Annotated in this window: 26 protein-coding genes and 1 riboswitch; of the genes, 8 read left to right on the top strand and 18 right to left on the bottom strand. The window is 30.6% G+C overall.

Annotated elements, in window-relative coordinates; translation table 11 throughout:
* Positions 1 to 657: 657 nt before the first annotated feature.
* Positions 658 to 1344 (top strand): DUF1361 domain-containing protein, encoded by a 687-nt coding sequence (locus RCG18_RS29100; RefSeq protein WP_374118914.1) that lies wholly within the window; start codon positions 658 to 660, stop codon positions 1342 to 1344.
* Between the two features lie 12 nt (positions 1345 to 1356).
* Here the strand turns inward: RCG18_RS29100 and RCG18_RS16020 are convergent, their stop codons facing one another.
* The 3 genes from RCG18_RS16020 to RCG18_RS16010 form a co-directional block, all read right to left on the bottom strand.
* On the bottom strand, positions 1357 to 1917 hold the full coding sequence (locus tag RCG18_RS16020; RefSeq protein WP_308037037.1) for a hypothetical protein: 561 nt from the start codon (positions 1915 to 1917) through the stop codon (positions 1357 to 1359).
* Positions 1918 to 1922: 5 nt separating this feature from the next.
* Entirely contained in the window at positions 1923 to 2747 is an 825-nt protein-coding gene (locus RCG18_RS16015; protein WP_308037036.1) for a hypothetical protein, read from the bottom strand.
* A 271-nt stretch (positions 2748 to 3018) separates the two neighbouring features.
* Positions 3019 to 3588 carry a phosphatase PAP2 family protein gene (locus RCG18_RS16010; RefSeq protein ID WP_308037035.1) on the bottom strand — a complete coding sequence of 190 codons (570 nt, stop codon included), beginning with the start codon at positions 3586 to 3588 and terminating at the stop codon, positions 3019 to 3021.
* A 345-nt stretch (positions 3589 to 3933) separates the two neighbouring features.
* Here RCG18_RS16010 and RCG18_RS16005 point away from each other — a divergent pair, with 345 nt between their 5' ends.
* Genes RCG18_RS16005 through RCG18_RS15990 form a run of 4 tightly spaced genes read left to right on the top strand, consistent with a single transcriptional unit; the run spans position 3934 to position 7347 of the window.
* Positions 3934 to 4497 carry a sigma-70 family RNA polymerase sigma factor gene (locus RCG18_RS16005; protein WP_308037034.1) on the top strand — a complete coding sequence of 188 codons (564 nt, stop codon included), beginning with the start codon at positions 3934 to 3936 and terminating at the stop codon, positions 4495 to 4497.
* A gap of 2 nt (positions 4498 to 4499) precedes the next feature.
* Positions 4500 to 5585, top strand: coding sequence for a DUF4367 domain-containing protein (locus tag RCG18_RS16000; protein WP_308037033.1), 1086 nt, complete (start codon positions 4500 to 4502; stop codon positions 5583 to 5585).
* A 5-nt stretch (positions 5586 to 5590) separates the two neighbouring features.
* A complete protein-coding gene (locus tag RCG18_RS15995) occupies positions 5591 to 6496 on the top strand; it encodes an ABC transporter ATP-binding protein (protein WP_308037032.1) in 906 nt (301 codons plus the stop codon).
* Positions 6496 to 7347 carry an ABC transporter permease subunit gene (locus tag RCG18_RS15990; protein WP_308037031.1) on the top strand — a complete coding sequence of 284 codons (852 nt, stop codon included), beginning with the start codon at positions 6496 to 6498 and terminating at the stop codon, positions 7345 to 7347. Before RCG18_RS15995 ends, RCG18_RS15990 begins: the two co-directional genes overlap by 1 nt.
* A 70-nt stretch (positions 7348 to 7417) precedes the next feature.
* Here the strand turns inward: RCG18_RS15990 and RCG18_RS15985 are convergent, their stop codons facing one another.
* Positions 7418 to 8863: a cell wall-binding repeat-containing protein gene (locus RCG18_RS15985; protein WP_308037030.1), complete on the bottom strand. Its 1446-nt coding sequence runs from the start codon at positions 8861 to 8863 to the stop codon at positions 7418 to 7420.
* A gap of 384 nt (positions 8864 to 9247) precedes the next feature.
* Here RCG18_RS15985 and RCG18_RS15980 point away from each other — a divergent pair, with 384 nt between their 5' ends.
* Entirely contained in the window at positions 9248 to 9568 is a 321-nt protein-coding gene (locus tag RCG18_RS15980) for a CGGC domain-containing protein (RefSeq protein ID WP_308037029.1), read from the top strand.
* A 190-nt stretch (positions 9569 to 9758) separates the two neighbouring features.
* On the opposite strand, the gene RCG18_RS15975 is transcribed toward RCG18_RS15980, so the two are convergent.
* The 4 genes from RCG18_RS15975 to RCG18_RS15960 form a co-directional block, all read right to left on the bottom strand.
* Entirely contained in the window at positions 9759 to 10148 is a 390-nt protein-coding gene (locus RCG18_RS15975; protein WP_308037028.1) for an ACT domain-containing protein, read from the bottom strand.
* A 76-nt stretch (positions 10149 to 10224) separates the two neighbouring features.
* Positions 10225 to 11067, bottom strand: a complete 843-nt coding sequence (locus tag RCG18_RS15970) for a YihY/virulence factor BrkB family protein (RefSeq protein WP_308037027.1) — start codon at positions 11065 to 11067, stop codon at positions 10225 to 10227.
* A gap of 52 nt (positions 11068 to 11119) precedes the next feature.
* Positions 11120 to 11779: a response regulator transcription factor gene (locus RCG18_RS15965; RefSeq protein WP_308037026.1), complete on the bottom strand. Its 660-nt coding sequence runs from the start codon at positions 11777 to 11779 to the stop codon at positions 11120 to 11122.
* 2 nt (positions 11780 to 11781) lie between these two features.
* Entirely contained in the window at positions 11782 to 12948 is a 1167-nt protein-coding gene (locus RCG18_RS15960) for a sensor histidine kinase (RefSeq protein WP_308037025.1), read from the bottom strand.
* A 251-nt stretch (positions 12949 to 13199) separates the two neighbouring features.
* Between RCG18_RS15960 and RCG18_RS15955 the strand changes: the two genes are divergently transcribed.
* Entirely contained in the window at positions 13200 to 13754 is a 555-nt protein-coding gene (locus tag RCG18_RS15955) for a hypothetical protein (protein ID WP_308037024.1), read from the top strand.
* Between the two features lie 34 nt (positions 13755 to 13788).
* A complete protein-coding gene (locus tag RCG18_RS15950; RefSeq protein ID WP_308037023.1) occupies positions 13789 to 14364 on the top strand; it encodes an isoprenylcysteine carboxylmethyltransferase family protein in 576 nt (191 codons plus the stop codon).
* An 86-nt stretch (positions 14365 to 14450) separates the two neighbouring features.
* Here RCG18_RS15950 and RCG18_RS15945 read toward each other — a convergent pair whose 3' ends face one another.
* From RCG18_RS15945 to RCG18_RS15900, 10 genes are all read right to left on the bottom strand, one after another.
* Positions 14451 to 15746, bottom strand: a complete 1296-nt coding sequence (locus tag RCG18_RS15945; RefSeq protein WP_308037022.1) for a hemolysin family protein — start codon at positions 15744 to 15746, stop codon at positions 14451 to 14453.
* Between the two features lie 66 nt (positions 15747 to 15812).
* Positions 15813 to 16163 (bottom strand): LPS biosynthesis protein, encoded by a 351-nt coding sequence (locus RCG18_RS15940; protein ID WP_374118913.1) that lies wholly within the window; start codon positions 16161 to 16163, stop codon positions 15813 to 15815.
* A 270-nt stretch (positions 16164 to 16433) separates the two neighbouring features.
* Positions 16434 to 17285: a Nif3-like dinuclear metal center hexameric protein gene (locus RCG18_RS15935; protein ID WP_308037021.1), complete on the bottom strand. Its 852-nt coding sequence runs from the start codon at positions 17283 to 17285 to the stop codon at positions 16434 to 16436.
* Between the two features lie 215 nt (positions 17286 to 17500).
* Complete coding sequence (locus tag RCG18_RS15930) at positions 17501 to 17980, bottom strand: 4Fe-4S dicluster domain-containing protein (protein WP_308037020.1); 480 nt, start codon at positions 17978 to 17980, stop codon at positions 17501 to 17503.
* A 1-nt stretch (position 17981) separates the two neighbouring features.
* Positions 17982 to 20102 carry a molybdopterin-dependent oxidoreductase gene (locus tag RCG18_RS15925; RefSeq protein ID WP_308037019.1) on the bottom strand — a complete coding sequence of 707 codons (2121 nt, stop codon included), beginning with the start codon at positions 20100 to 20102 and terminating at the stop codon, positions 17982 to 17984.
* Position 20103: 1 nt separating this feature from the next.
* Positions 20104 to 21240: a PatB family C-S lyase gene (locus RCG18_RS15920; RefSeq protein ID WP_308037018.1), complete on the bottom strand. Its 1137-nt coding sequence runs from the start codon at positions 21238 to 21240 to the stop codon at positions 20104 to 20106.
* A gap of 12 nt (positions 21241 to 21252) precedes the next feature.
* A complete protein-coding gene (locus RCG18_RS15915; RefSeq protein WP_308037017.1) occupies positions 21253 to 22005 on the bottom strand; it encodes an amino acid ABC transporter ATP-binding protein in 753 nt (250 codons plus the stop codon).
* Positions 21968 to 22717: an amino acid ABC transporter permease gene (locus RCG18_RS15910; protein WP_308037016.1), complete on the bottom strand. Its 750-nt coding sequence runs from the start codon at positions 22715 to 22717 to the stop codon at positions 21968 to 21970. Before RCG18_RS15910 ends, RCG18_RS15915 begins: the two co-directional genes overlap by 38 nt.
* A gap of 97 nt (positions 22718 to 22814) precedes the next feature.
* Positions 22815 to 23666 (bottom strand): transporter substrate-binding domain-containing protein, encoded by an 852-nt coding sequence (locus tag RCG18_RS15905; protein WP_308037015.1) that lies wholly within the window; start codon positions 23664 to 23666, stop codon positions 22815 to 22817.
* 331 nt (positions 23667 to 23997) lie between these two features.
* A riboswitch (SAM riboswitch) is annotated at positions 23998 to 24104 on the bottom strand.
* Between the two features lie 185 nt (positions 24105 to 24289).
* Positions 24290 to 24865: a GNAT family protein gene (locus RCG18_RS15900; protein ID WP_308037014.1), complete on the bottom strand. Its 576-nt coding sequence runs from the start codon at positions 24863 to 24865 to the stop codon at positions 24290 to 24292.
* Between the last annotated feature and the right edge of the window lie 17 nt (positions 24866 to 24882).

Below are 24882 nucleotides of genomic sequence, written 5' to 3'. Positions count from 1 at the left end.
AATCTCCTTAAATAAAAAAGGCCGCAAATGAACACAGGTTCACTTACAGCCTCATAATTATATGACCTAAATATAAACATGAAATATAGGGCTTTAATTTATACAACCTATCACTAAGTTATATAGATTAAAATCTTATATCATATCTATAAATGCAGCAAAAATAGGCATAAAAATACCGTGTTTAGAACACGGTTTTCCTACTATGCAAATAAGGTGTAACATGCTCATTATAATAATGATTATTTTTGAAGTACACAAACAAACATGGTAAGAATCAAAATTTTAAAAATTAATTCCACCATGAATAAACCTTGAACAATTCAAGATTTTTCTACGTACTTTCTAGAAATAATCCCTATTCAGTTAGTTTAGTTAAAAACTACCTCTTTGCGCATATTTACAACACCTTTACATTTATATTTTTTTCATGTTTATATTTAAGTCTATTTATATTATACATAAATTTAGGATTTTTTCAATGCACTTTTACCTCAATTATGATACATTCTCAATTTTAACCAAAAGCCATATCAGATATAGGTGATATATCTACTTTACATAGACTATATACACTACAATTAAAATAGTACTATAATTAGTATATAAAAAGTATAATTTTGGTATAATGTTTAATATTGGAATGGAGGAAAAAGTATGCTATCATTTTTAAAACAGTCTAATAAAAACTTATATCATTTAACTACAAAACTTATTGTAATAACCATAATGGCCAGCATATTTGTATTTTGTAGAGTCATTTTCTTTGACTCTGAAGGCTACCTTTTTTTAATATGGAATATCTTTTTAGCATGGCTTCCATTTTATTTCAGTTTAATTTATACGAACTATAAGTTTAGAATAAATTTTTGTCAATATATAGTTGGCCTATTATGGCTTATTTTTTATCCTAATGCACCTTATATATTAACAGACTTTATTCACCTATCAAAATATAAATTTTATGAAAATAACGCATATGGAATGGCCTTTAACTCAGACTTTGCTATATGGTACGATTTCTTTTTAATTAGTATTTTTGTAATTATTGGTTTAGTATTAAGTTTTATATCATTATCTATTATGCACAACTATATAAAGGAAAAATATAATTATATTTTAGGCTGGCTTTTTATTCTTATAATTTGCATGCTAAGCAGTTTCGCAATTTATTTAGGAAGATTTACAAGGGTAAATAGTTGGGATTTAATAACTAATCCTTTGTATTTATTAAATGTCATCTTTAATAGCTTTAATTTTCAAGGACTAATTTTTACTATATTATTTGGTATTCTAATTCTTATTTTCTATTTAACTTTTTTCTTAATGAATAAATATCATTGATTGGCTTTATGATTATGATTCCAGTAGAATTGTTGACTTTCTAAATAAAAAGGCAATTGATAGTTCTGCTATTATATTAATAAATGCAAAAATTATCATTGCACTTTTAAATTGCAGACTAAGATTTAAAGAAAAAGGTATATAAAATATAGAAATAATGGATACTGATAGAAAAGCTATCCATCGATTTTTAGCACTATCTTTTAATTCCTGCAGTCCTCTCTCTAAGCACAACAAATATATTCCTTTGCATATTATATATATTAAATAAATATTTATAATTAAAATTACTGAACTTAATGCCATCAACCAAAAATTCGGTGGAGCGAACTGCCCTGATAACAAATTATCATTACTGACATGAATTATATCTTTTACAGTAAGAATAGTTAATATAATCGAAGGTATCTTACCTTTCTCATAGATTTTGTGCTGCAACTGAAGTTCATTTAAAGCCGAGTAAATTAATATATATCCTATAAAGTTAGGTAAAATGTTTATTGATCCAAGGTTTATATCAAAAATTATAAAGATCATAGCCCAAAATAATTTATTATAGCTTGAAGCATACATATACTCTACCTCCTGCCTATTCTAAGTGATTGAATATCATATTTGCCTGGAGACTGAAGCCAATAATTCATAAAGAACAGACTATGTCCCTTAGTTCCATCGGTATCTTCGGTAAGAATATCTATAGGAAAGTTATATGCATTATTTCTTCTAATATCATTCTTATTAAATTTAAATTCATAACTAACTTCTAAGTTATCCCCTGCTTTTAATTCTAAAGGAAATTTAATATCCTTTAATGGTTTTCCATTAATTTTCATTGATACTATATCTTCAATAACATCAGGAAATTTTGTGTATAAACCTGTAACCTTTGTATCCTTAGTTGCTCTATGTGTAGAAGAACCGGTGTTATCACTGCTTGAAGTAGCATTTGCCATAGTTAAAGTAGTATTATTTTGGTTATCATAATAAAAGCATATCTTACCTATATCTTCGTTGATGACTTTTCCATTTGTAAAAGTAACTTTAGCCTTTGTAATAACCTTATTTTTAAGATTATCAGAAACTTTATTTTGGTCTATACTACCAAAATTTACAGATATGCATTTAAGCTTATAATAACGATTATCGCTATTTCTATCACTATCAGTAAAGCTTACATACTCTTGTCCTATTTCAGGAAATTCAATATTGGCAACCTGTTCCTGAGAATTAATATCTTGAATATAATAAAACTGAACGTTATTCATACCACTTTGAATGTCATAATAATGCTTGATAAATATTGTCTCCTTAAGAATGTGCTTCTCATAGAAAAAAATATTTGCAACCCAGGAAAGCGTCAAAAGTACTAAACCAATGGTTATAAACTTTTTGTTCAAATTCATATTAATTCCTCTCAATAATCAACTCTATTTCCTATATTATGCATTACATTTTTATAAAAGTAAATAATCCTTATACTTTGAAAATGTTCAGACGTATATTATAGTAAATATTTAAAGCACTGATTATAATGCTTTAAAAGAGAATTCTAAGTTATGAATACAACGATATCCTTTAACCGCTAGCAATTTAAAAACCACGCGCCAATTGAATTTAGGTGCGTGGCTAAATTGTTCTTAAAAATTTACCTATGACAACCGTAGTTTACATCCGCTAATAATGAATTAAACACTTATAAACAAGATATAAATAGTCTATGATTTCACTGTGAAATATATTTATCACCAACATAGAGCACAAAAGCCCTAAAATAATTCCTGTAACAACATCTGTTGGATAATGTACATTTAAATAAACCCTAGAAAAAGCAATTAATGAAGCTAAAATCACCACAAAAATACTTAATCGATTGTTCATCATAATAAATATACCTGCCGCTGCAAATGAAGATGCAGTGTGTCCTGATGGGAAGGAATATGTTATAGGTTTTGATATTAGAAGTTTATTTTCTTTCATATTAACAAAGGGTCTTGTCCTCTTTATTAGATTCTTTATTATCCCTTCACCAATAATTGTTGTTACAATCAGAGAAGTAATTAACATATAACCTTCAACTCTATAATTCTCATTATTTATCAAATATATTGAAATAATCACCCACACTATACCACCATTACCCATGGCAGTAATCAGTGGCATTATTTTATCAAGTATTGTACATCGAAATTTTTTATTTAATAGATTCAACATCTTTATATCAATATTCTGTAAATAACTTATCATATAATAATCACTTCCCTTCTATGTTTTTATATACAATAGGTTGTCTTTAAATAAACCGTAAGCAAATCCATCCTTATCATATTTCTTTAAATTCTTTACTTAGTATATTCATTATGCAATATAAAGGTTAAGAACATATTAGAAATATCTTAAGAAAATCTTAAAATTATTCTCTAACGATCTTGATTTCGGCTTAAACTCAACTGATACCTAACAAAAATCTTTTTTAAAAATCTTTGTCACAACTTTTAATACTTATGTGTTAATATTATAGATGCCAAAATCGAGGAAGAAAAAGGTATCGAAGATATATTCTAGAATATGTTAATCAAAAGCTTTTAAACAATGTTACCTGGGAGGGGGAAGACAAGCAAAATTATGGGTGTTATCAATTATTTCAAGAAGAAAAAAAATGAGCAAAATTTTAAAACTGCATATGAACAATATTATGACACCATTTTCAGAAGAATTTCCTACCTCACTGGGGATGTGCATGTAGCTGAAGATTTAACACAGGAGGTATTTATGAAGTTGTATAATTCACCACCTGATCATGGCAACGTTGCTGCATGGTTAAATAAGGTTTCTACTAATATTTCATATAATTATATGAGAGATAGAAAAATTCATGAAGGAAAAAATGAAGTTATTTATGAAAAAGAAATAGATAACGTAGTTTCAATTGAAGAAGTTGCAATTAATAATTGTGAAGTAGATTTAACTAGAAAGGTGCTAAATATGCTTTTACCTAGAGACCGTATGTGTCTCCTTCTCAAGTATTCGGGATATAAATATAGTGAAATTGCAGAAGTAATAGAAGTGGACAAAAACTCTGTGGGCACGATTATATCGAGAGCACAAGCAAAATTTAAAGAGAACTACCTAAAATTAGAAGAGAGGGGGAAATAAAAGTGAAGTGTCCAAATGAAGGAACCATTCAATCATATATCGACGAAGAGCTTAATGATGTTGAAATGGAAGAGGTAAAGATGCATCTTTTTCAATGTGAAAAATGCAAGAAAATTTATGAAGAGTTAAACTCAACAAATATATTTTCTATGGGAAAGCTTCAGGATTATAAGAAAGAGTTTAATATAAAGCATATAAAAACAGGAAATATGGATATAGAAGTAAATAATAAAAAAGGAGTGTTTAAAGATATGAAAAAATATAAAAAGATAGCAGCTGCTGCTTGCGCAGCCATTGTTTTAACTACTTGTGTTACGGTAAAGCCTATAAGAGCAGCGGTTATTAATGGAGTTTCAATTTTTAGAGCAAAGGATATTAAAAGTGTAAATATTTCATTAGATGATGTTAAAAAGCTTGAAAAAGCACTTAGTGAGCATAAGACAGATATTAATATTGAAAAAATAGGTAAAGTTAACTACCAAGGTGGCGAGCAAAAGGAAGTAACTATAGATGAAGCAAAAAAAGAATTACCATTTGCAATAGTTGTTCCTAAAAGCACATCTGATAACCATATGGAAAATATTATTCTAGAAAAACCTTCAAAGCTTGATTTTACTCTAAATGTAGAAAATGTAAATCAAGCCCTTAAATCTCTAGGAGGAAAAAAGGTATTTCCTAAAGAGTTAGATGGGAAAACTTTTTCGGTAAATATGCCTGGAATGCTAACTATTAGATATAAGGATGCAGCAAATAAAAAAGGTATAAGTGTAACAGAAAGTAAAGTTCCAGAAATCATTGCACCTGCCGAAGCAAATGTTGATGAAATATTCAATGCTCTTTCAGAACTTTCTGTATTGCCTCCAGAGATGCAAAAACAGTTAAAATCTATTAAAGATTGGAAAAGTACTTTATATATTCCTAACGTAGGAAGCCACTCTGAAGAAATAAATATAGATGGAATGAAAGGCGTTGGATGTTTTGAAAAAAATTATTCTTCTATCTTAGTTCTTAAAGATGATGTTTTGTTTAGCATTAATGGAAATGTGACTAAAAATGAAGCAATTGAAATTGTAAAATCTATGAGGTGATATAATTGATAATTGAAACAGAAAATCTTTCAAAAATATATGAAAATAATAAGGGATGCAGGGATATAAATATCACTGTGAATAAAGGTGAAATTTATGGATTTTTAGGTCCTAATGGTGCTGGGAAAAGTACCTTTATAAAAACCCTTGTTGGGCTATTGTTTCCTACTTCAGGGACTGCACGTATATTAGGCAGACCTATTGGAGATATTGAAGCAAAGAAAAAAATAGGATACTTACCTGAACTTTTTAAATATCAAGAATGGATGACAGGACTAGACCTCCTGTCCTTCCACTCCTCATTATACAAGCTTGATAAGAAGGCTACTTCTATAAAAATAGAAGAAGTTCTTGAAATTGTTAATCTAAAGGGTACTGAAAAAAATAAAATAGGTACATATAGTAAAGGTATGCAGCAGAGAATAGGAATTGCCAGTGCCCTTCTTTGTGATCCAGATATTCTTTTTTTAGATGAACCTACCTCTGCCCTAGATCCTATTGGCAGAAAAGAAGTTAGAGATATTATGTTGGAACTAAAAAGTAGAGGAAAAACTGTATTTTTAAACAGTCATCTTTTAAGTGAAGTAGAAATGGTTTGTGATAGTGTTGCTATTATTAGTAAAGGAAGCATAATAAAGCAAGGAAAAATGGCTGAGCTTTTAGAAGGCGACACAATGTTAGATATTCATGTAGAGAATATAAACAATGAAATTTTAAATAAGCTTGAAAAGATTGATGAAGATGTAATTTTTGATGGAAAAAACATTAAAATGCATGTAAAGGAAAATGGTGAGATACACGAAGTTGCCTCATTAATTATAGAAGGCGGTGGAAAGCTCTATGGTCTTACCCCCCACAGAAATAGTCTTGAAGATCTATTTATAAAACTTGTTGAAAGGGGGCAAGAATAATGTTTACTATCGCACTCTCCACTTTTAAAGAGATCTACAGGAAGAAAGTTTTTCATCTTATGGGCATATTAACTATACTATATCTTATTCTTTTAACCATTATTATTAAATTTATGAGTAAAAGTCTCACTAGATATGATAGCATGATAGATATGATTTTAAATCTTTCTTCTACTATTTCTATAGTTGGTTTTTACTTTTCTAGCATGCTTGTAGCATTTCTAACGGTAATGCTATCTATTGGCATAGTTTCTTCTGAAGTGGAAAATGGAACAATTTTGACTATTTTAACAAAACCAATTAGAAGAAAAGAATATATACTGGGAAAATATTTAGGAACATCTATTCTTATTATTTTATACAGTGCTATTCTTTACATAGCAGTGATTATTATTTCTACCGTAAGTAAAATATCTATTGTAGAAACCTTTGGAGTAACAGCACTCGCTAAAGGCTTCCTGTTTTTTGTTCTTCAGCCTTTAGCCATATTGGCACTGACTCTTTATGGAAGTACTAAATTCAAAACTTTAAATAATGGAATATTAATAATAGCTATATATATACTTGGAGCAATTGGCGGGGTAATGGAGCAGATAGGGTCAATTTCTAATAATGAATCCCTTTCCGCTATTGGAATAATTTCTAGTTTAATTTCTCCCTTTGAAGTAGTTTATAGAAAAATGATATCTACTATTTTTGCTTCTCTAGGCTCTTTTAATTTTTTAGGTGGTTTTGGTATGCCTGGGAAGTCAACTACGCCAAGTGAATGGATGATGGTTTATGTATGTTTATATTTAGTATTTTTTATATTTATGAGTATTAAAAGCTTTGAGAAGAAGGATATTGGATAAATTTTAAATAATGCTAAGTAATTAAGAAAAGTATCACCACTTAAGGAAAGCGGCGATACTTTTTTTAAGATTATTTACTATTCACTGGCATGTCGTTAGTACCATCTAGTCTAATTTTATAAGGAACTGATGATGCTTCATCAAAAATGTGGTTATAGTATATCCAACCATCTGTCACTTTTGGATAATATCCGTACACATCTGCTATTTTGCAAATTCCACTGCCATCTATTTTAATTTTAGATAGAGAATGTCTATCAGGAGTAAAATAATAAATCCAATCTTCTGATATATCAAATCCATCTGGATATGCATCTGCAATATAAGTTTTTTCTCCTCCATTTAGACTTATTTTATACAACTGATTAGAGGCGGTTGTATAATACATGATATCTTTATATATTTTAAAGTTTACTACTTGAGTTGATTGGTCAGATATTTGGATTCTATCAGAACCGTCAATTTTAGTTTTATATATTCTACACTGACCTTCAGCGGATTGCTCTAATTGGTAAATATAATCTCCCACAGTATCTGAAAAAATTATTGTATTCATTGATAGAAGACTTTTAGCTAATGTATCAGTAACTACTCCAGTTCCTCCCAATATGTTAGCGGTGCTAACTGATGTTAGTTTTGAAGATACGAAGTTTCTGGTGGATTGTCCAGAGTATTCGCTTACCAATATAACTGCTGATGAATTCTTTGCAGCCAAGGCTGAGCCCGCTAAAGCATCTGGGAAATTTTCACCGTTAGATAAATAAATATTGTTAAAATGGAGCTCATTTTCAAATTTCTTTAATACTGCAATATTTGTATCATATCTACTATCGCCGTATAATCTTTCAGCATTAGGCAGCGTATTAAAAATGTTATCACTTACTACATCATTTCCACCAATTACATATGTTTTATTTATCTTTTTACTCTTTATATAGCTACTAACACTTTTAGGTAAATTTTCTCCTGATGTAAGTATTATAGGCATACCTTTTTGTGCTGCAATTGGTGCCATTGACATTGCATCTGGAAAGTTCTCACCAGAAGCCATCGCTAGTTCTCCATTAAAACCAAGTTGTTCAGCTACTTTAACTGCAGTTTCATATCTGTCTTGTCCATAAAGACGTATAGTCTCAATATTTATTTGAGAAAGTCTTTTTTCTACACCACTAGTCACAACTGCTGTTCCCCCTATAATAAATACCTTTTTTACCTTTAATCTTTTTAGTTCACTCTCTACCTTACTATTAAGACTTGTTCCTGAGTTTAACAATATCGGTGCGTTATATTTTTTTGCAAGTGGAGCAGCACTTAAGGCATCCGGAAAATTTTCTCCATTAGCTATAATAGCGTATTCTGAGTCATCAGACCAACCACTTTTAGAAATTTCAATGGCAGTATCATATCTGTCACTCCCCCAAACACGGTGAATGTCAGCTGAAGCCATTACCTTAGTTGCAGCAGAAAAAGTTATTCCTATAGCACATAGCATAAGTATTAATTTATTTTTTATCATCTTAGTCTCCCCCATATCATTTCTTTATATAGATTTATTCTCGTTGCAGTTCTCCCCTTTTTTATATAGTGATATTTTACCACCAATTTACCTATATTTCTACATTTTTATCTTTATTACAAGTTATTCAAAATTATTCTTACTTATGAATTTTTAAATACAATATATAAACTACAAATAAAAACCACATGAAGCTATCTTTAATGTGGTTTTTATATTCTAGCCACCTGCAAATTGTATTGAAACAAAGTACTTAATTTTTACTCTATGAATTATTGTTAAGCATTCTAGAATTAGATAGTAGAATACAGGAAGATTTTTTATTATTATTAATGATATACTCCTAATATAAAATAAACTTATGTAAGGAGTTGTATTATAATTATGAATAAAATTGGTATTATTAATTGTTATAATGAAAGTAAAATGTGTTCAAGTTTTGGGTGCTTTAAAGCTTTTAATGACAGAACTGCATCTTTTGAGAAGTATGACAAAAATTCAGAAATAATATGTTTTACTCATTGTAATGGCTGTAGTGAAGAGGCTATAGAGCAAGTATTGCACAGAGCCAATCAAATGAAGAAAAGAGGCGTAGACACTATACATTTATCTACATGCATAAAAATTAATTGTCGTTTTTACGAACAATTTATTGAAGCTTTATCTAAGGAATTTAATATAGTTAGATATACTCATGATACTTAAGAATTTGTAAAAAGATATGTTATAGTTCCTTGAAAAAAATAGCATAGGATTAGGTTCTCCTAATCCTTGCAAGGTAGTTATCTTTTCATTATATAAACTCTATAAAGAATCTTAGTGCTTGATTAATATAATCCTACACTTGTGATACAAAATAAGAAGATTGTGGAGTAACTTTTAAAAATTAATTAACTTAATTTTTAACTTCATATGCTTCTTTAATAAGTGCTTCTATAGCGTTATCTATATCTTTACTTTTTACAAGAATATAATCCGTATCATAGGTAGAAATAGCAAATATGCTTATTCCTTTTTGTGCTAATATTGTACTAATTGAAGCAAGAATTCCTATAAGTGAAAAGTCTAATGTACCCTCAATCTTTAAAATTCTCCATTCTTTTTCACACTTCATATCCTTAGGAATATCATTTTGAAGACATACAACTGATAACTCATCTAAGGTTTTTGTTATAGAGAAAAACTCACTATTTTTTGCCCACTCAGGAATTAACTCGGTTTTATCTAACCTGCAAACTCCATATTTTTCTTTTAATAATTTCATTGTTAATATTTTTTCTGACATCTTTTATCTTCACCCTTCTTTTTATAAGTAATGTTATTGTATCCCCGAAAAAGCTCAGGGCTCCATAGTACCACTTTTAACTTTTAAAAGTCTTTGAATATGTTATTTTTATATTATTATTTTCATGGTATAGTGAAGCATTTACTTCTCCGCCTATTATAACAATAACGGCTACGAGAAAAAGCCAAGTAAGTAGGATAATTATAGCACCTATACTGCCATATACTACTGAATAATTAGCAAAGTTATTTACATAATACGCAAAGGCAGCAGATACAAGTATAAGATTAAAAGTTGCAAATAGAGATCCTGGCAAAACCTCCAGCCATGTAAGCCTTTTACATGGAGCATAACGGTAGAGAGCAGTAAAAATAAATATAGCAGTGGATATAACTATGGAATATCTGATAACTGCCCATAAGGTAACCAACTCATGAGAAAAGCCTAATTTATAAGCTGCATAGTTCCATATAATACGCCCCAATATTAATAAAAACATCATAATAAGTATTATAAAAGCCATTCCAAGAGTACAAAGAATTGAAATAATCCTAACCTTAATAAAATTTCTTGATTCGGGAACTCCATAAGCTTTATTGAGGCCTTTTATAACTGCGTTAAAACCAGCAGATGCAGACCATATAGTAAGTATTAAACTAAAAGACATAAGTTGATTATGCTTGGTAGTAATCACCTCAGAAATGGCTTTACTTATTAGGTTGAAAGCACTTACTGGCATAATCCTACTTAGAGCCACTAGTATTTCATTATTGCTCAAGGAAGTATGTCCTATAAGAGTCATAAGAAAAATTATAAAAGGGAAAAAAGATAAAACTAAATTATATGCAAGCTGATAACCCAAAGCAGGAACATCATCATTATTGAATCTATAAATTAAATCTAATAATAGTCTCTTCATAATTATAGTAGCTCCCTACAATATTCTTTCTATTATACTTTACATATTCATATTATATGTCCGCTTGACTAATAAATACCGCTAACTCTGTTCTACTATTTAGCTCTAGTTTCTCAAGTATTCTTGTGACATAATTCTTTACAGTTCCCTCTGTTAAAAAGAGAATCTTGCAAATATCTTTGTTACTTTTACCTTGAGCAACTAGCTTTGCAACATCCATTTCTCTTGGTGTGAGTACATCTAACTTATACTTCAGCTTATCAGATTTATCAGGGCTTTGCTTTTCGTCAGTAATTGAATTAAAAGCTTTAACTACTTTTACTGTTACCTCGGGATCAAGCAGCATAGCTCCATTATAAACTGATTTTATTGCTCTAATTATATATTCTGACCCGGCGTCCTTTAAAAGGTAGCCATCAGCTCCATTCTTAATTGCTTTAAATATATACTCATCTTCATTAAAGGTTGTTAGGATTATTACTTTTACGTTTTTATATTTTTCTTTAATGATTTTAGTGGCTTCTACCCCATCCATTATCGGCATTCTAACATCCATAAGAATCACATCTGGTTGTAATTTTTCTAGAAGCATAATTAGTTGTCTCCCGTTCCCTGCTTCTCCAAGTATGTTTATCTCTTCATACAAGCTTAGAATCATCTTTATTCCTTCTCTTACTATTTCCTGGTCATCAGCCACTATAACATTTATCATATTTATACTTCCTCCGTTAATATTGGAATGCATATATCTATACCAAAACCTAAGTTATCATTACTAAAGTACTTAACTGATCCATTTAATGAAGTTACTCTATTCTCAATTCCAATTAATCCATTTGACTTTACAATTTTATTACAGCCAACTCCATTATCGTTTAAAATAAGCCTTATACATTTCTCTTCTCTAGTAATGCTTATGTTGATTTCTGTTGCTTTTCCATGCTTTATACTATTAGTTATGGATTCCTTAATAGTTTTATACATAGAATTCTTAATAATTGAGCTTAAATTATCCAGATTTTCATCTGTATTAAAATTAATTTTTATATTATTAAGCATATTAAAATTGTTAATTATCCCCTCAATAGAAGCATTAAAGTCTTTTATTTCCCGTTCTTCCTTAAGTAAATTAACTGCTTCTCTTAGACTGCTAATACTGGATTTTGCAATACCTTCAGACTTAGTTAATACTTCTTTCACTTTCTCAGGCTTTGTATCGCATATCTTCTTGGTAAACTCAAGATGCATAATAAGAGCCATTAAGGAATGACCTACTGAATCGTGAAGTTCTTGGGCCATCCTAGTTCTCTCTTTAGAAGCCGTTAGCTCTTCCACTTCCAGTGTATATTGCTGAAGCTTTATATTTGCAAGCTGCAGCTTTTCATTTAACTGATTTACTTCTTCTTTTTCTATTCGAATTATTTTTACAGAGTATGCTATGCTAACTACAGCAAAATAACTTAATAGATTAAGACCTAAACTTGAAAGTCTATCCCAGTTGTTAGGTATTCCTATATCTAACATCAATAGTATTGAAAATAACAATGAATGCACCAAAAATAAAGTTTTTAACCTTATTCCTTTTAATTTTAAAAGTTCCACTAAAGGAAAAAATATGTAAACGTTAGTTCCAAATCCTCTTACAAAATATGTTAACACTGCAGCTCCACAAATGGTGAAGAGCAAGGAGAAATACATATAATTAGAATCTATATCCAATTTAGTACTTCTAATATAGTCATTTATCATTAGTATAATGCTAAAGACTAATAATAGTATCATAGCAACAATCTTATTATGATATAAAAAATAAGTACGAATAAATATAGACACTAATAAAAAATATTTAAAAACTAACAAGTACTTTCTAGACACAGACATTTTTATAACCTCTCTTTATTCCAGTCGTAGCTAAACCTCTTGACTTCTGGTAGAGTTTTGAATCCATCTGATTCAAGTTTCACTCTATAGTAAACATCCTTTTTTACATTATAGCATTGTACATATATTAGGCAATATATTACTTAAGTCATATATTATTTGATAACTAAGGTAACTACAAATATAGCAAGTTTTATATTAATATTTACTCATGAAGAATAAATCTAAAAAATGTTCATGAGGTGAAAGATATGAATAATTTACAACTAGCAAACTTATCCCAATTAGGTATGGTTATTTTAATATTAGGATATATTATCTATCAACAAATTGCATTAAGACCTGTTAAACCATCAAAGTATGTAGTTTTGCCTATAGTATTGTTTTACTTTACTCTAAAAGGAATAACTGGCTTAGGTGGGGATATATATAAAGAGACTGCTCCAATGATACTTCTTGCTTCAATAGGAATAATATCTGGATTGGCATCAGGCATGATAACTAAGATATTTACTGGAGAAGATGGACTACTATATCAGAGAGGAGGGGTAGCTGCAGTCATATTATTACTTTTTATGATTCCTATACGTTTTATATTAAGGCATTCAATAGTGTCACTTCCTGGAGGTGAAGTACTTCAGAATGCTGGTATCTCTTACCTTATTATGCTTTCTTCTCAACTTATTAGTAGAAGTTTAACTGTATTTGTAAGGTCTCCTCAGGTCTGGACTCTGTATTTGCAGCAGCGTAGTGATAAGAAAGCCCGTAAGAGGAATAGAAGGAATAGGAGAAATAAAGTTCTATAATTTAAATTATATATAGATTAAGGAGGTATTTTTTATGAGCGGAGTTACAATCGCTATCTATATTTGGAGCGCCTTTTGGATTTATTGGGTATTATTAGCAATAAACACTCGATCAAAAGTTAAAAAGGAGTCAAGTGGACAAAAAAGTACGCAGAGAGCTATTCATTTGACCTTTGTAGTAATAGCTTTTATTATTACATTTTTTCAATTTAGAAATATCTTTTTATGGAATGAAATAATACCCCATACTCCATCAGTTGAATACATTGGTGTAATAATTTTAGTATTATCACTTTTATTTGCTATATGGGCAAGGATAGTATTAGGCAGAAATTGGAGTGGAGCAATACAAAAGGTAGAGGGTCAAAGATTAGTTTGTAATGGTCCATATAAATATATTAGGAATCCAATTTATACAGGAATTGTTTGCGGTTTTTTAGGTACATTTATTACCTTTGGAACCATTGCTTCATTAGTAGGGTTTATTATTATTTTATTTGTTTACATTATTAAAATAAATAAGGAACAAAAATTTCTGATAGAAGAATTTGGTGAAGAATATAAAAAATACATTACTAAAAGTTGGGCTTTAATACCATTTGTATTCTAATTACCTAAGTTCTCCTCAAACTAGTTTCAAAAAATAATTAAAGGATAATACCTACCTTTCTTAATATAGAAAGGCAGGTATTATCCTTATGAATGAGGTATTGTTTTAATTAATATCTTGCTTATTCTTTTCCTATCACATTTTAATATTATAAATTCATAATCCTCATAATTAATTTTATCATTAACTTGTGGATATGACTTTAACTGTGAATATATCCATCCTCCTATGGTATCAATATTTTCCGATTCAATGTTAATTTTTAATAGTTCATTTATATCCTCAAGAACAAGTTTCCCATCTACAATGTAATTACCATCTTCATTTTTAGTAATCTCATCATACTCTTCATCAAACTCATCCTGAATTTCACCAACAATTTCTTCTAAAATATCCTCGATAGTTACTAAGCCTGCAGTTCCTCCATATTCGTCAATTATTATAGCCATTTGCACTCTTTCTTGCTTAAATATCTTTAACAATTTGCTTATTGAAAGGGACTCTGGAACAAACTTAAGCTCACGAATAATGCCTTCTATATTTTGATTATTACCCTCAATTTTCTGCTTATATAAATCCTTAATATGTATGAACCCAATAACATTATCCTTACTGTTTTTACATACTGGATATCTAGTTATCTGTTCATATAAGGCAAATGCTATAATCTCATCAAAAGAATCCTCTAAAAAAATACACGCCATATCAGTACGAGGTATCATTATTTCTTTTACGGTTTTCTCAGAAAAATCAAATATGTTATCTACAAAAGTTAATTCAGTTTTATCAATTAAACCGTGTTTATAGCTATCTTCAACTAACAGCTTTATTTCCTCGTCAGTATGAGCTGCTTCATGTTCATCAACTTGTGAAATTCCAAATATCTTTAGAACTAAATCAGTGCTATGATTAAAAGCCCACATTATTGGATAAGTCAATTTATAAAACATTATAAGCGGTAGTGCTGTATTCATTGCTATCTTTTCTGCACTTATAATCGCTAGTGATTTAGGTGCTAACTCCCCAAGCACAATATGAAAGGCTGTTATAATTGCAAATCCTAAAATAAAGGAAATTGAGTGTGTAACACCTTCTGGCAAATGAAATAATTTAAATATTGGAGCTAGCATATCTGAAACAGTAGGTTCTCCTATCCACCCCAGACCTAAGGATGCTAAAGTTATTCCTAGCTGACATGCAGATAAATATGAATTCAAATCATTAACAACCTTTAAAGTGTGTTTTGCAGTTCTATTTCCTTCAAGCACCAATGTTTCTATCCTAGACTTTCTCACTTTTACCATTGCAAACTCTGTGGCAACGAAAAACCCGTTCATAAATACAAGCAAAAATACAATGATAATGTTTATTAGAATAATCATATATTAATAGTTTCCCTCCAAGTTATTATATATCTTTTACTACTTAATATTAGCTTAAATAATATACTATTTTTTTATTTGTTCTATAATGCTGTGTTCTGTTAGTTCAGAAAGTTTTTGAATCCTTTCATTAACCAAACTTCTAAAACAATTAGGAAGATGATCTCTGTGTGCTCTGTGTATAGCAACACATTCAATACATTTTCCATGATACTTGCATGCCTTTTCGCATGAACAATGATCTTCTTTTTTCTCTATGCTTTCTCTCACTTCAGCCACAAATTCATCTTGAAGTTTATAACCAAGTGAACGTTCCCCCCTGTGAAACGCATCCATAGCTTCTTTTTCTTTTGGATTATTATCAATAATCATTCTATCTCCCCCATATAATATAAATTTCCATTCATAATCCTTCAATTTATTTTACAACATCTCTTTACTATTATCAAATAAGTAGTTATTTTATTATTTTCACTTTCAACAGTTGCTTCTTATTTTTATTATATTTATCATCAATCTAATAAATAGCAAGATAAAAACAAAAGAGCATTTCTGCTCTTAATATTACTATGCCATACTTTAGGGTTTCAAACTAGAAAATTGACTTACACAAAGGGCTATGTTTCCAAGGCTGAAGGTAGATTTAAAAACTTTGTGTCAGTCTTAGTGAAGTGTTTTAAACCAACCTTACATATCCTCATATATTGGTTCACCCTCAATAAAGATAGAAGCAAGACCAAGTTTTTCAAAATAAGCACACATTTTTTGACATGCAAATTTCTCAGTAGAGTAATGGGTGCCTCCTAAAACATTAATACCATTTTTTTGTTCCAGTTCATGAACCTCTGCAGAATATTCATTATTTGCTGAAATTCCTGTGATAAGAACATTAACTTTGTTTTCAATCATTTCAGAAACAATATCTGCATTATTGCCACCACCGGCTACAACAGCTACTCTTCCATTCTTTATATTGTTATCTCCATATAGATAGAGTCTTGTATCGTGGCCTACTACTTCTGAAAATTTATCATTCAATTCCTTCATATTTTTGCATTTAGTTTTTCCAATAACACCACATAAACCTCCATAATATTCAACAAAGGTTTTTTCAATTTCTATATCTAGCGCATCAGCCAAAGTTTTGCTTGTTGAATATTCACTAAAGTTATCTAGTGGTGTATGCAAATTATATATAGATATTCTATTCTCTCTAAACTTTTCTAATAATGCCCTATCCATTTGATAAAATGCTTTTGGTGACCTTTTAATATCCCAAATAGAAGGGTGATGTACAAATAACATGGCATCCGTTACGCCATCATCAATAATCTTCTGCATAATTTTTTCAGTTGGAAACACAGTTGAGTAGACTTTATTAATTTCATTTGCAAAATCACATACCAAACCCATACTTCTTTCTTTAAAATTGACTGAAATATAATCATCTAATTCACCCATGTGTCTTGCCCAATCATCTTCTAATCCTTTTAGGATAAAATCTCTTTCTAAGCAACTATACAACTCAATAGACTTCATATAACTTCCCCCCATCATACAGTTTGTCTATATTTATTATAGAACATTAATTTTGCATTAAATTCCTTTGTCCTTTAATACAATATTGCTACTGCTCATACTAAAATATAGACCTTACTTTGTAATATCTTACGATTGCAAAGTAATTACTGGTAATTATATCATATAATTCAAATCAATTCATTATAAGATTTACAATAAAAAGAACTCCACATTTATCTTGAAATGTTTTCTATTGCGGATGTCATTTCATCATTCCTCATGAAAATAATAGCTTTTTGAGGACATGCCTCACAGCATGAAGGTAGAAGTTCAAGTTCCAATCTTTCAATGCATCCAGTACATTTTTGCATTTTATGATTAGAATCAAAGGATATAGCGTTGTATTGACAAACTGAAGCACACACTTTGCAGCCAACACATAAGCTATTGTCATAATCAGTAAGTCCATTTTCTTTATTTTTGTATATACATCCTCTAGGGCATATATCTGCACATGGAGCATCTTCGCAATGCATACATGCTGCAGATATAAATTCAACTTTTGTAATGCCATTTCTTATCCATTCTTTAGTAATTATCTGCCTTAGAGGTTTATGAAATTTCAAATCTATATCTTTATAATCCATACAGGCAATAGCACATGCTCCACATCCTGTACATTTTTCACTATCAAAATCTACTATAAAGCTCATATTAAAATACCTTCTTTCTTATTGTACAGCGTACACTACGATATCCTGGAAAGCCTGAATAAGGATCAAGATGATCCCCTTCGATTATGGCATTTACATCTGCTTCGCTATATCCATGATACATATTTACTACTCCTTCAAGTACACTTTGGGTCAAATTAGCTTTAACATCAATTGAGCCCTTTGTAGTAATAATCTCTATAATATCATCCTGATTAATATTAAGTTTTTTTCCGTCATAAAAATTTATATCTGCTGTCGGTTCAGGTCTTAAAGCTCTTGTCCAGCTTATATTATGAAGCCTTGAATGAAATGCACCTGGTATTCTTGCGCCTGCAGTAAGGATAAAAGGATACTGTACCTCATCTACATCATCAAGAGATGCAGTATAAATAGGCAGCGGTTCCAGATTCCACTTGGAATACTTTTCTATAATACTGGATTTAAGTTCATATTTTTTGCTAGGAGTATCATACCCATCTTTCGTATTTTCACCTACCATATAAGGTTTAAATCCAGGAATTTTTACAGGACCATCAGAATTTTTTAAATCTTCAAGACTAATATCCAAATCACTTATCAAATATCTACAGCAATTTTCATACCCAGATTTTAAAAGCTCATCATCTAAATTCATTACTTTTGCAAGCTCACAAATAATATCTACATCTGATTTTGATTCATATAGAGGTTCTATGATAGTTTTTGTGAAAGCAACTTCCGAACCATAGCTTATAAGCTGACTTCTCTCAAAGGATGAACATGCAGGCAGTACAATATCCGCATATTTAGCCGTATCTGTCATAAACAAATCCGTATCAACAAAAAAATCTACAACCTCTAATGCTTTAAAAAGAGAATTATTATCAGGAAACATACGCACATTCATACCAAGAGCAAATACTGCTTTAATGGGATATGGCTTCTGTTCTAAAATATGCCTTGAAAGATCCATTGCCTGAAATTCATCTACTAATTCGGACCAAAGTGGAAATTTATCAGAACCTATTTTAGAAAGTGAATTTTTAGGTCTCACTTCATTTATAAACTTTTCATCTAAAAGTGCTGGTCCTAATTTATCTGGATTTGAATACTTAAGAGGAATTTGTCCTCCCCTATGATCATAATTCCCTGTAATTGCACTTATTGACATAATTGCACGCAAATTTTGCATGCCATTGCGATGATGAAAAATACCTGTAAAACCTTCATTTATAGCAATGCATTTATTTGCTGCAATCATTTCGGCAGCTTTTATTATATCTTTTTCAGAAATGCCTGTAATGCTAGACACATTTTTAATATCAAACTGTTCCACATAGGCTGCATATTCCTCAAAGCCATGGATATGCTTTTTTATAAAATCCCTATCAATTTTATCTTCATGTATAAGAAAACGTGCAAATCCATGTGCCAACGCACCATCAGTTCCTGGCTTAGGCCTAAGGTGTATGTCTGCCAGTTTCTGTGATGTTGGAGTTATTCTAGGGTCTATTATGATAACCTTCAACCCATTTTTCTTAAACTTTTCAATATTTAAACTAACTGCGTTTGAAGAATAGTAAGGATTATATGCCCAAGCTATAAATAAATCTGCATTAGCAATATCAGGTCTTGTAAGCACCCCTCCAGCAATTCTGCTTGCCATAAAAAAAGATTGAAAGCACGAACTAGACTCGGTTCCATAATTTAAAGTACCAAAAGAATGAACAAATCTATGGAAGATAGTACGATACCATTTTTGATAACCGGTGAAGAAAGCTACCGAATCTGCTCCAAATTTCTTTTTATATCCGTTGAGTTTTTTTTCTATTTCCTTATAAGCCTCTTCCCAAGTAATAGCTTCAAACTTACCTTCACCTTTTTTGCCAATTCTTTTCAACGGAGTCTTTATCCTATCTTCTTTATAAATATATTCCCTGTTTGCAAAACCTTTTGTGCAAAGATACCCATTTCCTGCAATATGACCCTTGGTACCTTCAACCTTTATGACTTTACCATCTTTTATATATGCATCAGTGCCACATCCAGCAGAACATATATCACAGATGGTATGCTTTATTTCTATTCCAGTTTCTTCACCTGCTATTTTAGCTCTTAAAAGAGTATTGCCATCTCCCATATTATATCTCTCCTCTATTTTTTAAGGCTTCTTCAATTCTATTAAGTGCCTTTTCAAGCACTGCACGACGACAGCCAAAATTAAACCTTACAAATCCCTCTTTACCAAATTGACCTCCATCTGAAAATACAACCTTAGCATTGTCGTAGAAGAACTGATAGGGATTTTCTATCCCAAGTGGACGAAAATCTAACCAAATTAGATAAGTTCCTTCAACATGGGTATAAAATATCTTAGGAAATCGTCTTTTAAGTTCATTTTCAAGATAATCACGATTGTCTCTCAAATATTTTATTAAAGCTTGTTTCCATTCTCCTGACTTACCATAGGCTGCAGCGCAAGCTTCATAACTTAATGTACCGGGATGAGCTATGGCATAGCCTGCAGACTCAAAGCGTTTTCTTAGTTCAGGGTTGGGAATAATAGCAAATGCAATAGGTATACCTGGTATATTATAAGTTTTTCCTGGGCTCATGAAAGTAATTGACCTTTCAAGGGCAATATCTCCAGTTGTCACAATAGGTGTATGCCTTCCTTCTAAAATCAATTCACAATGAATTTCATCGGATACAAGAATTAAATCATGCTTATTGCAAAATTCTACCACCTTTAGAAGCTCTTCCTTTGTATATACTCTTCCCACAGGGTTGTGAGGATTGCAAAGTAAGAATATCTTGGTTTTATCAGTAACTTTATTTTCTAAATCATCAAAATCAATTTCATAACGACCGTTAATAATCTTAAGAGAAGAATCTATGCGATTCTTACCTGCTTTTTTAGGAGCGGAAAGTAACATTGAATAATTAGGGATAGTAGTTATTACATCTCCTTCAATCATTGCACTGGCAACTCCCAGTGCTGGGACAATTCCAGGAAGCCATAAAATCCATGACTTCTTTATATCAAAGTTGTATTCTTGTTTAAACCATGCCAGAATAATGTCATATAGTTCTTCACTAGGTTTTGAATATCCGAAAATTCCATGTGATACTCTTTTTTCAACAGCTTCAATAATAGCAGGTGAAGAAGCAAAATCCATATCTGCTATAAAAAGAGGAATATACTCAGAAGAAAATGTGTCCCATTTAATACTGTTAGTTTCTGTTCTTTTTATTTCATAATCAAAATCAAATTTCATATTATTCACCTCTTAAATGTTATATACAAAAGATTTACTGAATCTGGATAAAAACTGCTTAGTTCTTTCATTTTTAGTATGCAAAAAAACTTCATCAGGTGTACCTTGCTCTACAATAGCACCGTTATCAAAGAAAACTACTTTATCCGCTATTTCACGAACAAAACTCATCTCATGAGAAACTATAATCATAGTACGTCCTTCCTTTGCAGCTTCTTTAATAACCTCAAGTACCTCCCCCACCATTTCTGGGTCCAATGCAGAGGTTGGCTCATCAAAAAGTATTACCTTGGGATTTAGTGCAAGAGCACGAGCAATACTTACCCTTTGCTGCTGACCTCCAGAAAGTTGTCTTGGATAATAATCCATACGATCACCTAACCCTACTTTTTTCAAAAAATTCTGTGCAGTTTCATAAGCTTTTTCTTTACTTATTTTCTGTACTGTAACAAGGCCTTCCATTACATTTTCCATGGATGTTTTTTGCTTAAATAAATTAAATTGTTGAAACACCATAGCGGTGTTTCGGCGGAGATATAGTATATCTTTTTTCTTAGGATTTTCAACATTCATAGAAAAATCGTCCACCTGAATATGTCCTTTATTAGGTTTTTCTAAAAAATCTATACATCTTAACAGAGTTGATTTACCTGAACCTGAAGGTCCTATAATCCCTACAACTTCACCATCCTTAATGGTTAAATCTATTCCTTTTAATACTTGATCACTACCGAATTGCTTCTGCAGTCCTCTTATTTGTATCATCAACTACACCCCTTTCGTTGGCTTTTAAGCGTTTTTCTAAAAATGATATTAAGCGCTCTATAATTATAGTAATTATCCAGTAAATTATAGCTAGTGAAATATACATTTCAAAATATCTTAAAGTACGTGCACCCATAATCTGCCCTTGAGCAGTCATTTCAACAACAGCGCATACGAATGCAAGAGATGTGCCTTTGATTGTACTTATAAAAGAATTCCCAATAGTAGGCAATGCAACAATAAGAGCCTCTGGAAGAATTATACGATATAACGCCTGAAAATTTGTCATTCCTATAGAATGGGCAGCTTCTATCTGCCCTTTATCTACTGATTCAATTGCAGCACGTATGCTTTCAGAGCTGTATGCACCTTCATTCAACGAGAAAGCCAAAAGCACAAAAAGTATTGGTGGTATACTATTTGTATTGTAATGTGTACCATTATAATAGTTTATATATTGCAGAAACATTGGAATTCCATAAAATGAAAGATATAATTGTACAACAATAGGTGTACCTCTCATAAAAGATACATAAAATGCTGAAATTTGACTCAGCACAGGTATCTTTTTTATCTTTATTAATGCTGTTATAAGTCCTATCAGCAAGCTAAAAATCATTGACAGGCCTGCAATCTTTAATGTAATTGGCAAATATTTAATAAGTTCTGGAATTTCCATAAACACAAGTTTAAAATCAAAAAGCTTTGGCATAACTACGCCTCCATTTTAAATAAATTATAAAAATTTTCTCTCATTAAGTCGTAATACAAAGTATGTCTCCAGTGGAAGTGTTTTAGTAAACAAAAAACTATCTTCCTGTATAATCGCTGCCAAAGTACTTAATGGAAAGTTCCTTAAGTTTGCCATTTTTAATAAGAGTCTTGATAGCATTATCAAAATCATCTCTTATTTTAGGACCATCTCCTGTCTTGCTAAACACAAAATATGCTGCAGGATCTTGTATTTTTATCATTTGCTCCTTTGGAAGCTCTACATAATCTAAGTCAATTTTATAAGTATCTTTAATGTTTTGAAGCATTACCTTTTCAGCAAAAGTAAAATCTGAAGCTCCTGAATTTATATCTTGATAAGTTTTTGAATCATCTTGATTTGTATAATTCACCACAATTTTATTGTTTGGGTGATCTTTATTAAACTGTTCAATGAACAGCTGTGAAAATCCTCCTGGATTTACAGATATTTTTTTACCTCCAAGATCCTCTAAAGATTTAATATCAGTTCTTCCTTTTTTCGTGATTATCAAAGTCTGATTCATATAATAATATTCATTTCCAAATAAATACTTCTGTTCTCTTTCAGGCTTTTTAGTAATGTTATTTGCTCCAACCTGATATCTTCCTGAATCAATTCCTGCAAAAATGCTTGGGAATTGTGTTTTTTCGAACTGAATATCATATTGAGGCAAAAGACCTGCTATTTCCTTTACTACAGCGATATCATACCCATCCAATTCATTTTTTTCATTAACCCATACATAAGGTTTAGGTGATCCACTTGTAGCAACAAGTACTTTTTTTACTTCTTTACTATTACTTGTTGAAGTGTTTTTTGAATCATTGCCTTTAGCGCATCCTACAATAAGTAAAGCTGCTACAATTGTGGCTGTAAAAATTTTTAATACTCTGGATTTAATTTTCATTATTTAACATCTCCTTTAATATATAAATTAAATTTTTATTATAAACAGGATTCTTGGCTTCAGGTGGAGTTTTAAACTCCATCTGAAGCTTAGAAGCCGTTATCCAGGGTCGTAGCGCCACTTATCCCCAACTTTAAGAAAAGCAGAGAACCCAAATCTTAAGTAGATATCCCAAATCTGTGATTTGGTGATAGTCACTTACACAGAGTGCTGATTTGGTGTGAATCGCTTTCACAGAGTGCGTTGGGGTGTTAGTGGCGATAAACATCGGATAAAATAAAAAATGCTGCTTTCTGATAAGAAAAACAGCATTTTAATGACAAACTACCTTTCCTTATCTTTCAGAAATACTCTGCTGGAATTAACACCATACATCTAATGAAAAATGCTGGTTGTCGGGTTTCATAGGGCCAGTCCCTCCACCGCTCTTGATAAGAATATGACTTATTAAATTTTTTAGTTTAATATGATTATCTTTTTCCTACTATTCATATATGTTATGTAGTAATAGAATTATACCAGTAATACCTAATGCTGTCAATATACAAATTAAAAAGCTCTGGATTTACTCCAGAGCCTTCTGTTATCTATCAATGAGAATATGTTTGAACCAGAAAAAATTTTTATTCATTATTGCTCTCTGATTTTTGATTAATCCACTCTTCCCTTAAAATTGAATAGACTACATCATCTACCCATTCATTATCAAACCAAAAGCTCTTTTTAAAATGTGCCTCTTTTCTCATTTGAATTCTTTCAAGTAATGCTATAGATTTTGTATTTCTAGGGTCAACTGAAGCAATTATTCTATGTTTTTTTAAATTGCTAAATAAGTAATTTATTACACCTGTAATAGCTTCAGTAGCATATCCTTTGCATTGATGATCTAAAGATAGTGTAAATCCTATTTCTACCTGCAAATTATCTGAGTCTATAAAATGAATCCCTATGTCCCCTATTAACTCATCAGTTTCCTTAAGCAAAATTCCAAGTTGATACCAAGTATCCGGTATATTAGGGGTTTTAGCAGTTTTTTCACAAATAAATTCTTTTACTTCTTTGAGGGTTTCTGGTCTCCAGCCTTGAAATTTATATATTTGTGGATTTGAACGGTATTTAAACATTGACTCTGCATCAGAAATTCTAATCCCCCTTAATGCTAATCTTTCTGTTGAAATATTCATTTCATTTGAGTTCATTATTTTTACCTCCGAAT

Origin of the sequence: Clostridium sp. OS1-26 (assembly GCF_030915445.1) — a bacterium.
Taxonomy (GTDB): Bacteria; Bacillota; Clostridia; order Clostridiales; family Clostridiaceae; genus Clostridium_AM.
Note: the sequence above shows the minus strand (reverse complement) of the source record. Positions and strands in the feature narration are given on the sequence as shown.

Bases quoted from the DNA above. Each gene is read 5' to 3' on its own strand.
- RCG18_RS29100 (WP_374118914.1), top strand. From the start codon at position 658: ATGCTATCATTTTTAAAACAGTCTAATAAAAACTTATATCATTTAACT.
- RCG18_RS16020 (WP_308037037.1), bottom strand. From the start codon at position 1,917: ATGTATGCTTCAAGCTATAATAAATTATTTTGGGCTATGATCTTTATA.
- RCG18_RS16015 (WP_308037036.1), bottom strand. From the start codon at position 2,747: ATGAATTTGAACAAAAAGTTTATAACCATTGGTTTAGTACTTTTGACG.
- RCG18_RS16010 (WP_308037035.1), bottom strand. From the start codon at position 3,588: ATGATAAGTTATTTACAGAATATTGATATAAAGATGTTGAATCTATTA.
- RCG18_RS16005 (WP_308037034.1), top strand. From the start codon at position 3,934: ATGTTACCTGGGAGGGGGAAGACAAGCAAAATTATGGGTGTTATCAAT.
- RCG18_RS15990 (WP_308037031.1), top strand. From the start codon at position 6,496: ATGTTTACTATCGCACTCTCCACTTTTAAAGAGATCTACAGGAAGAAA.
- RCG18_RS15985 (WP_308037030.1), bottom strand. From the start codon at position 8,863: ATGATAAAAAATAAATTAATACTTATGCTATGTGCTATAGGAATAACT.
- RCG18_RS15980 (WP_308037029.1), top strand. From the start codon at position 9,248: ATGAATAAAATTGGTATTATTAATTGTTATAATGAAAGTAAAATGTGT.
- RCG18_RS15975 (WP_308037028.1), bottom strand. From the start codon at position 10,148: ATGTCAGAAAAAATATTAACAATGAAATTATTAAAAGAAAAATATGGA.
- RCG18_RS15970 (WP_308037027.1), bottom strand. From the start codon at position 11,067: ATGAAGAGACTATTATTAGATTTAATTTATAGATTCAATAATGATGAT.
- RCG18_RS15965 (WP_308037026.1), bottom strand. From the start codon at position 11,779: ATGATAAATGTTATAGTGGCTGATGACCAGGAAATAGTAAGAGAAGGA.
- RCG18_RS15960 (WP_308037025.1), bottom strand. From the start codon at position 12,948: ATGTCTGTGTCTAGAAAGTACTTGTTAGTTTTTAAATATTTTTTATTA.
- RCG18_RS15955 (WP_308037024.1), top strand. From the start codon at position 13,200: ATGAATAATTTACAACTAGCAAACTTATCCCAATTAGGTATGGTTATT.
- RCG18_RS15950 (WP_308037023.1), top strand. From the start codon at position 13,789: ATGAGCGGAGTTACAATCGCTATCTATATTTGGAGCGCCTTTTGGATT.
- RCG18_RS15945 (WP_308037022.1), bottom strand. From the start codon at position 15,746: ATGATTATTCTAATAAACATTATCATTGTATTTTTGCTTGTATTTATG.
- RCG18_RS15935 (WP_308037021.1), bottom strand. From the start codon at position 17,285: ATGAAGTCTATTGAGTTGTATAGTTGCTTAGAAAGAGATTTTATCCTA.
- RCG18_RS15930 (WP_308037020.1), bottom strand. From the start codon at position 17,980: ATGAGCTTTATAGTAGATTTTGATAGTGAAAAATGTACAGGATGTGGA.
- RCG18_RS15925 (WP_308037019.1), bottom strand. From the start codon at position 20,102: ATGGGAGATGGCAATACTCTTTTAAGAGCTAAAATAGCAGGTGAAGAA.
- RCG18_RS15920 (WP_308037018.1), bottom strand. From the start codon at position 21,240: ATGAAATTTGATTTTGATTATGAAATAAAAAGAACAGAAACTAACAGT.
- RCG18_RS15915 (WP_308037017.1), bottom strand. From the start codon at position 22,005: ATGATACAAATAAGAGGACTGCAGAAGCAATTCGGTAGTGATCAAGTA.
- RCG18_RS15910 (WP_308037016.1), bottom strand. From the start codon at position 22,717: ATGCCAAAGCTTTTTGATTTTAAACTTGTGTTTATGGAAATTCCAGAA.
- RCG18_RS15905 (WP_308037015.1), bottom strand. From the start codon at position 23,666: ATGAAAATTAAATCCAGAGTATTAAAAATTTTTACAGCCACAATTGTA.
- RCG18_RS15900 (WP_308037014.1), bottom strand. From the start codon at position 24,865: ATGAACTCAAATGAAATGAATATTTCAACAGAAAGATTAGCATTAAGG.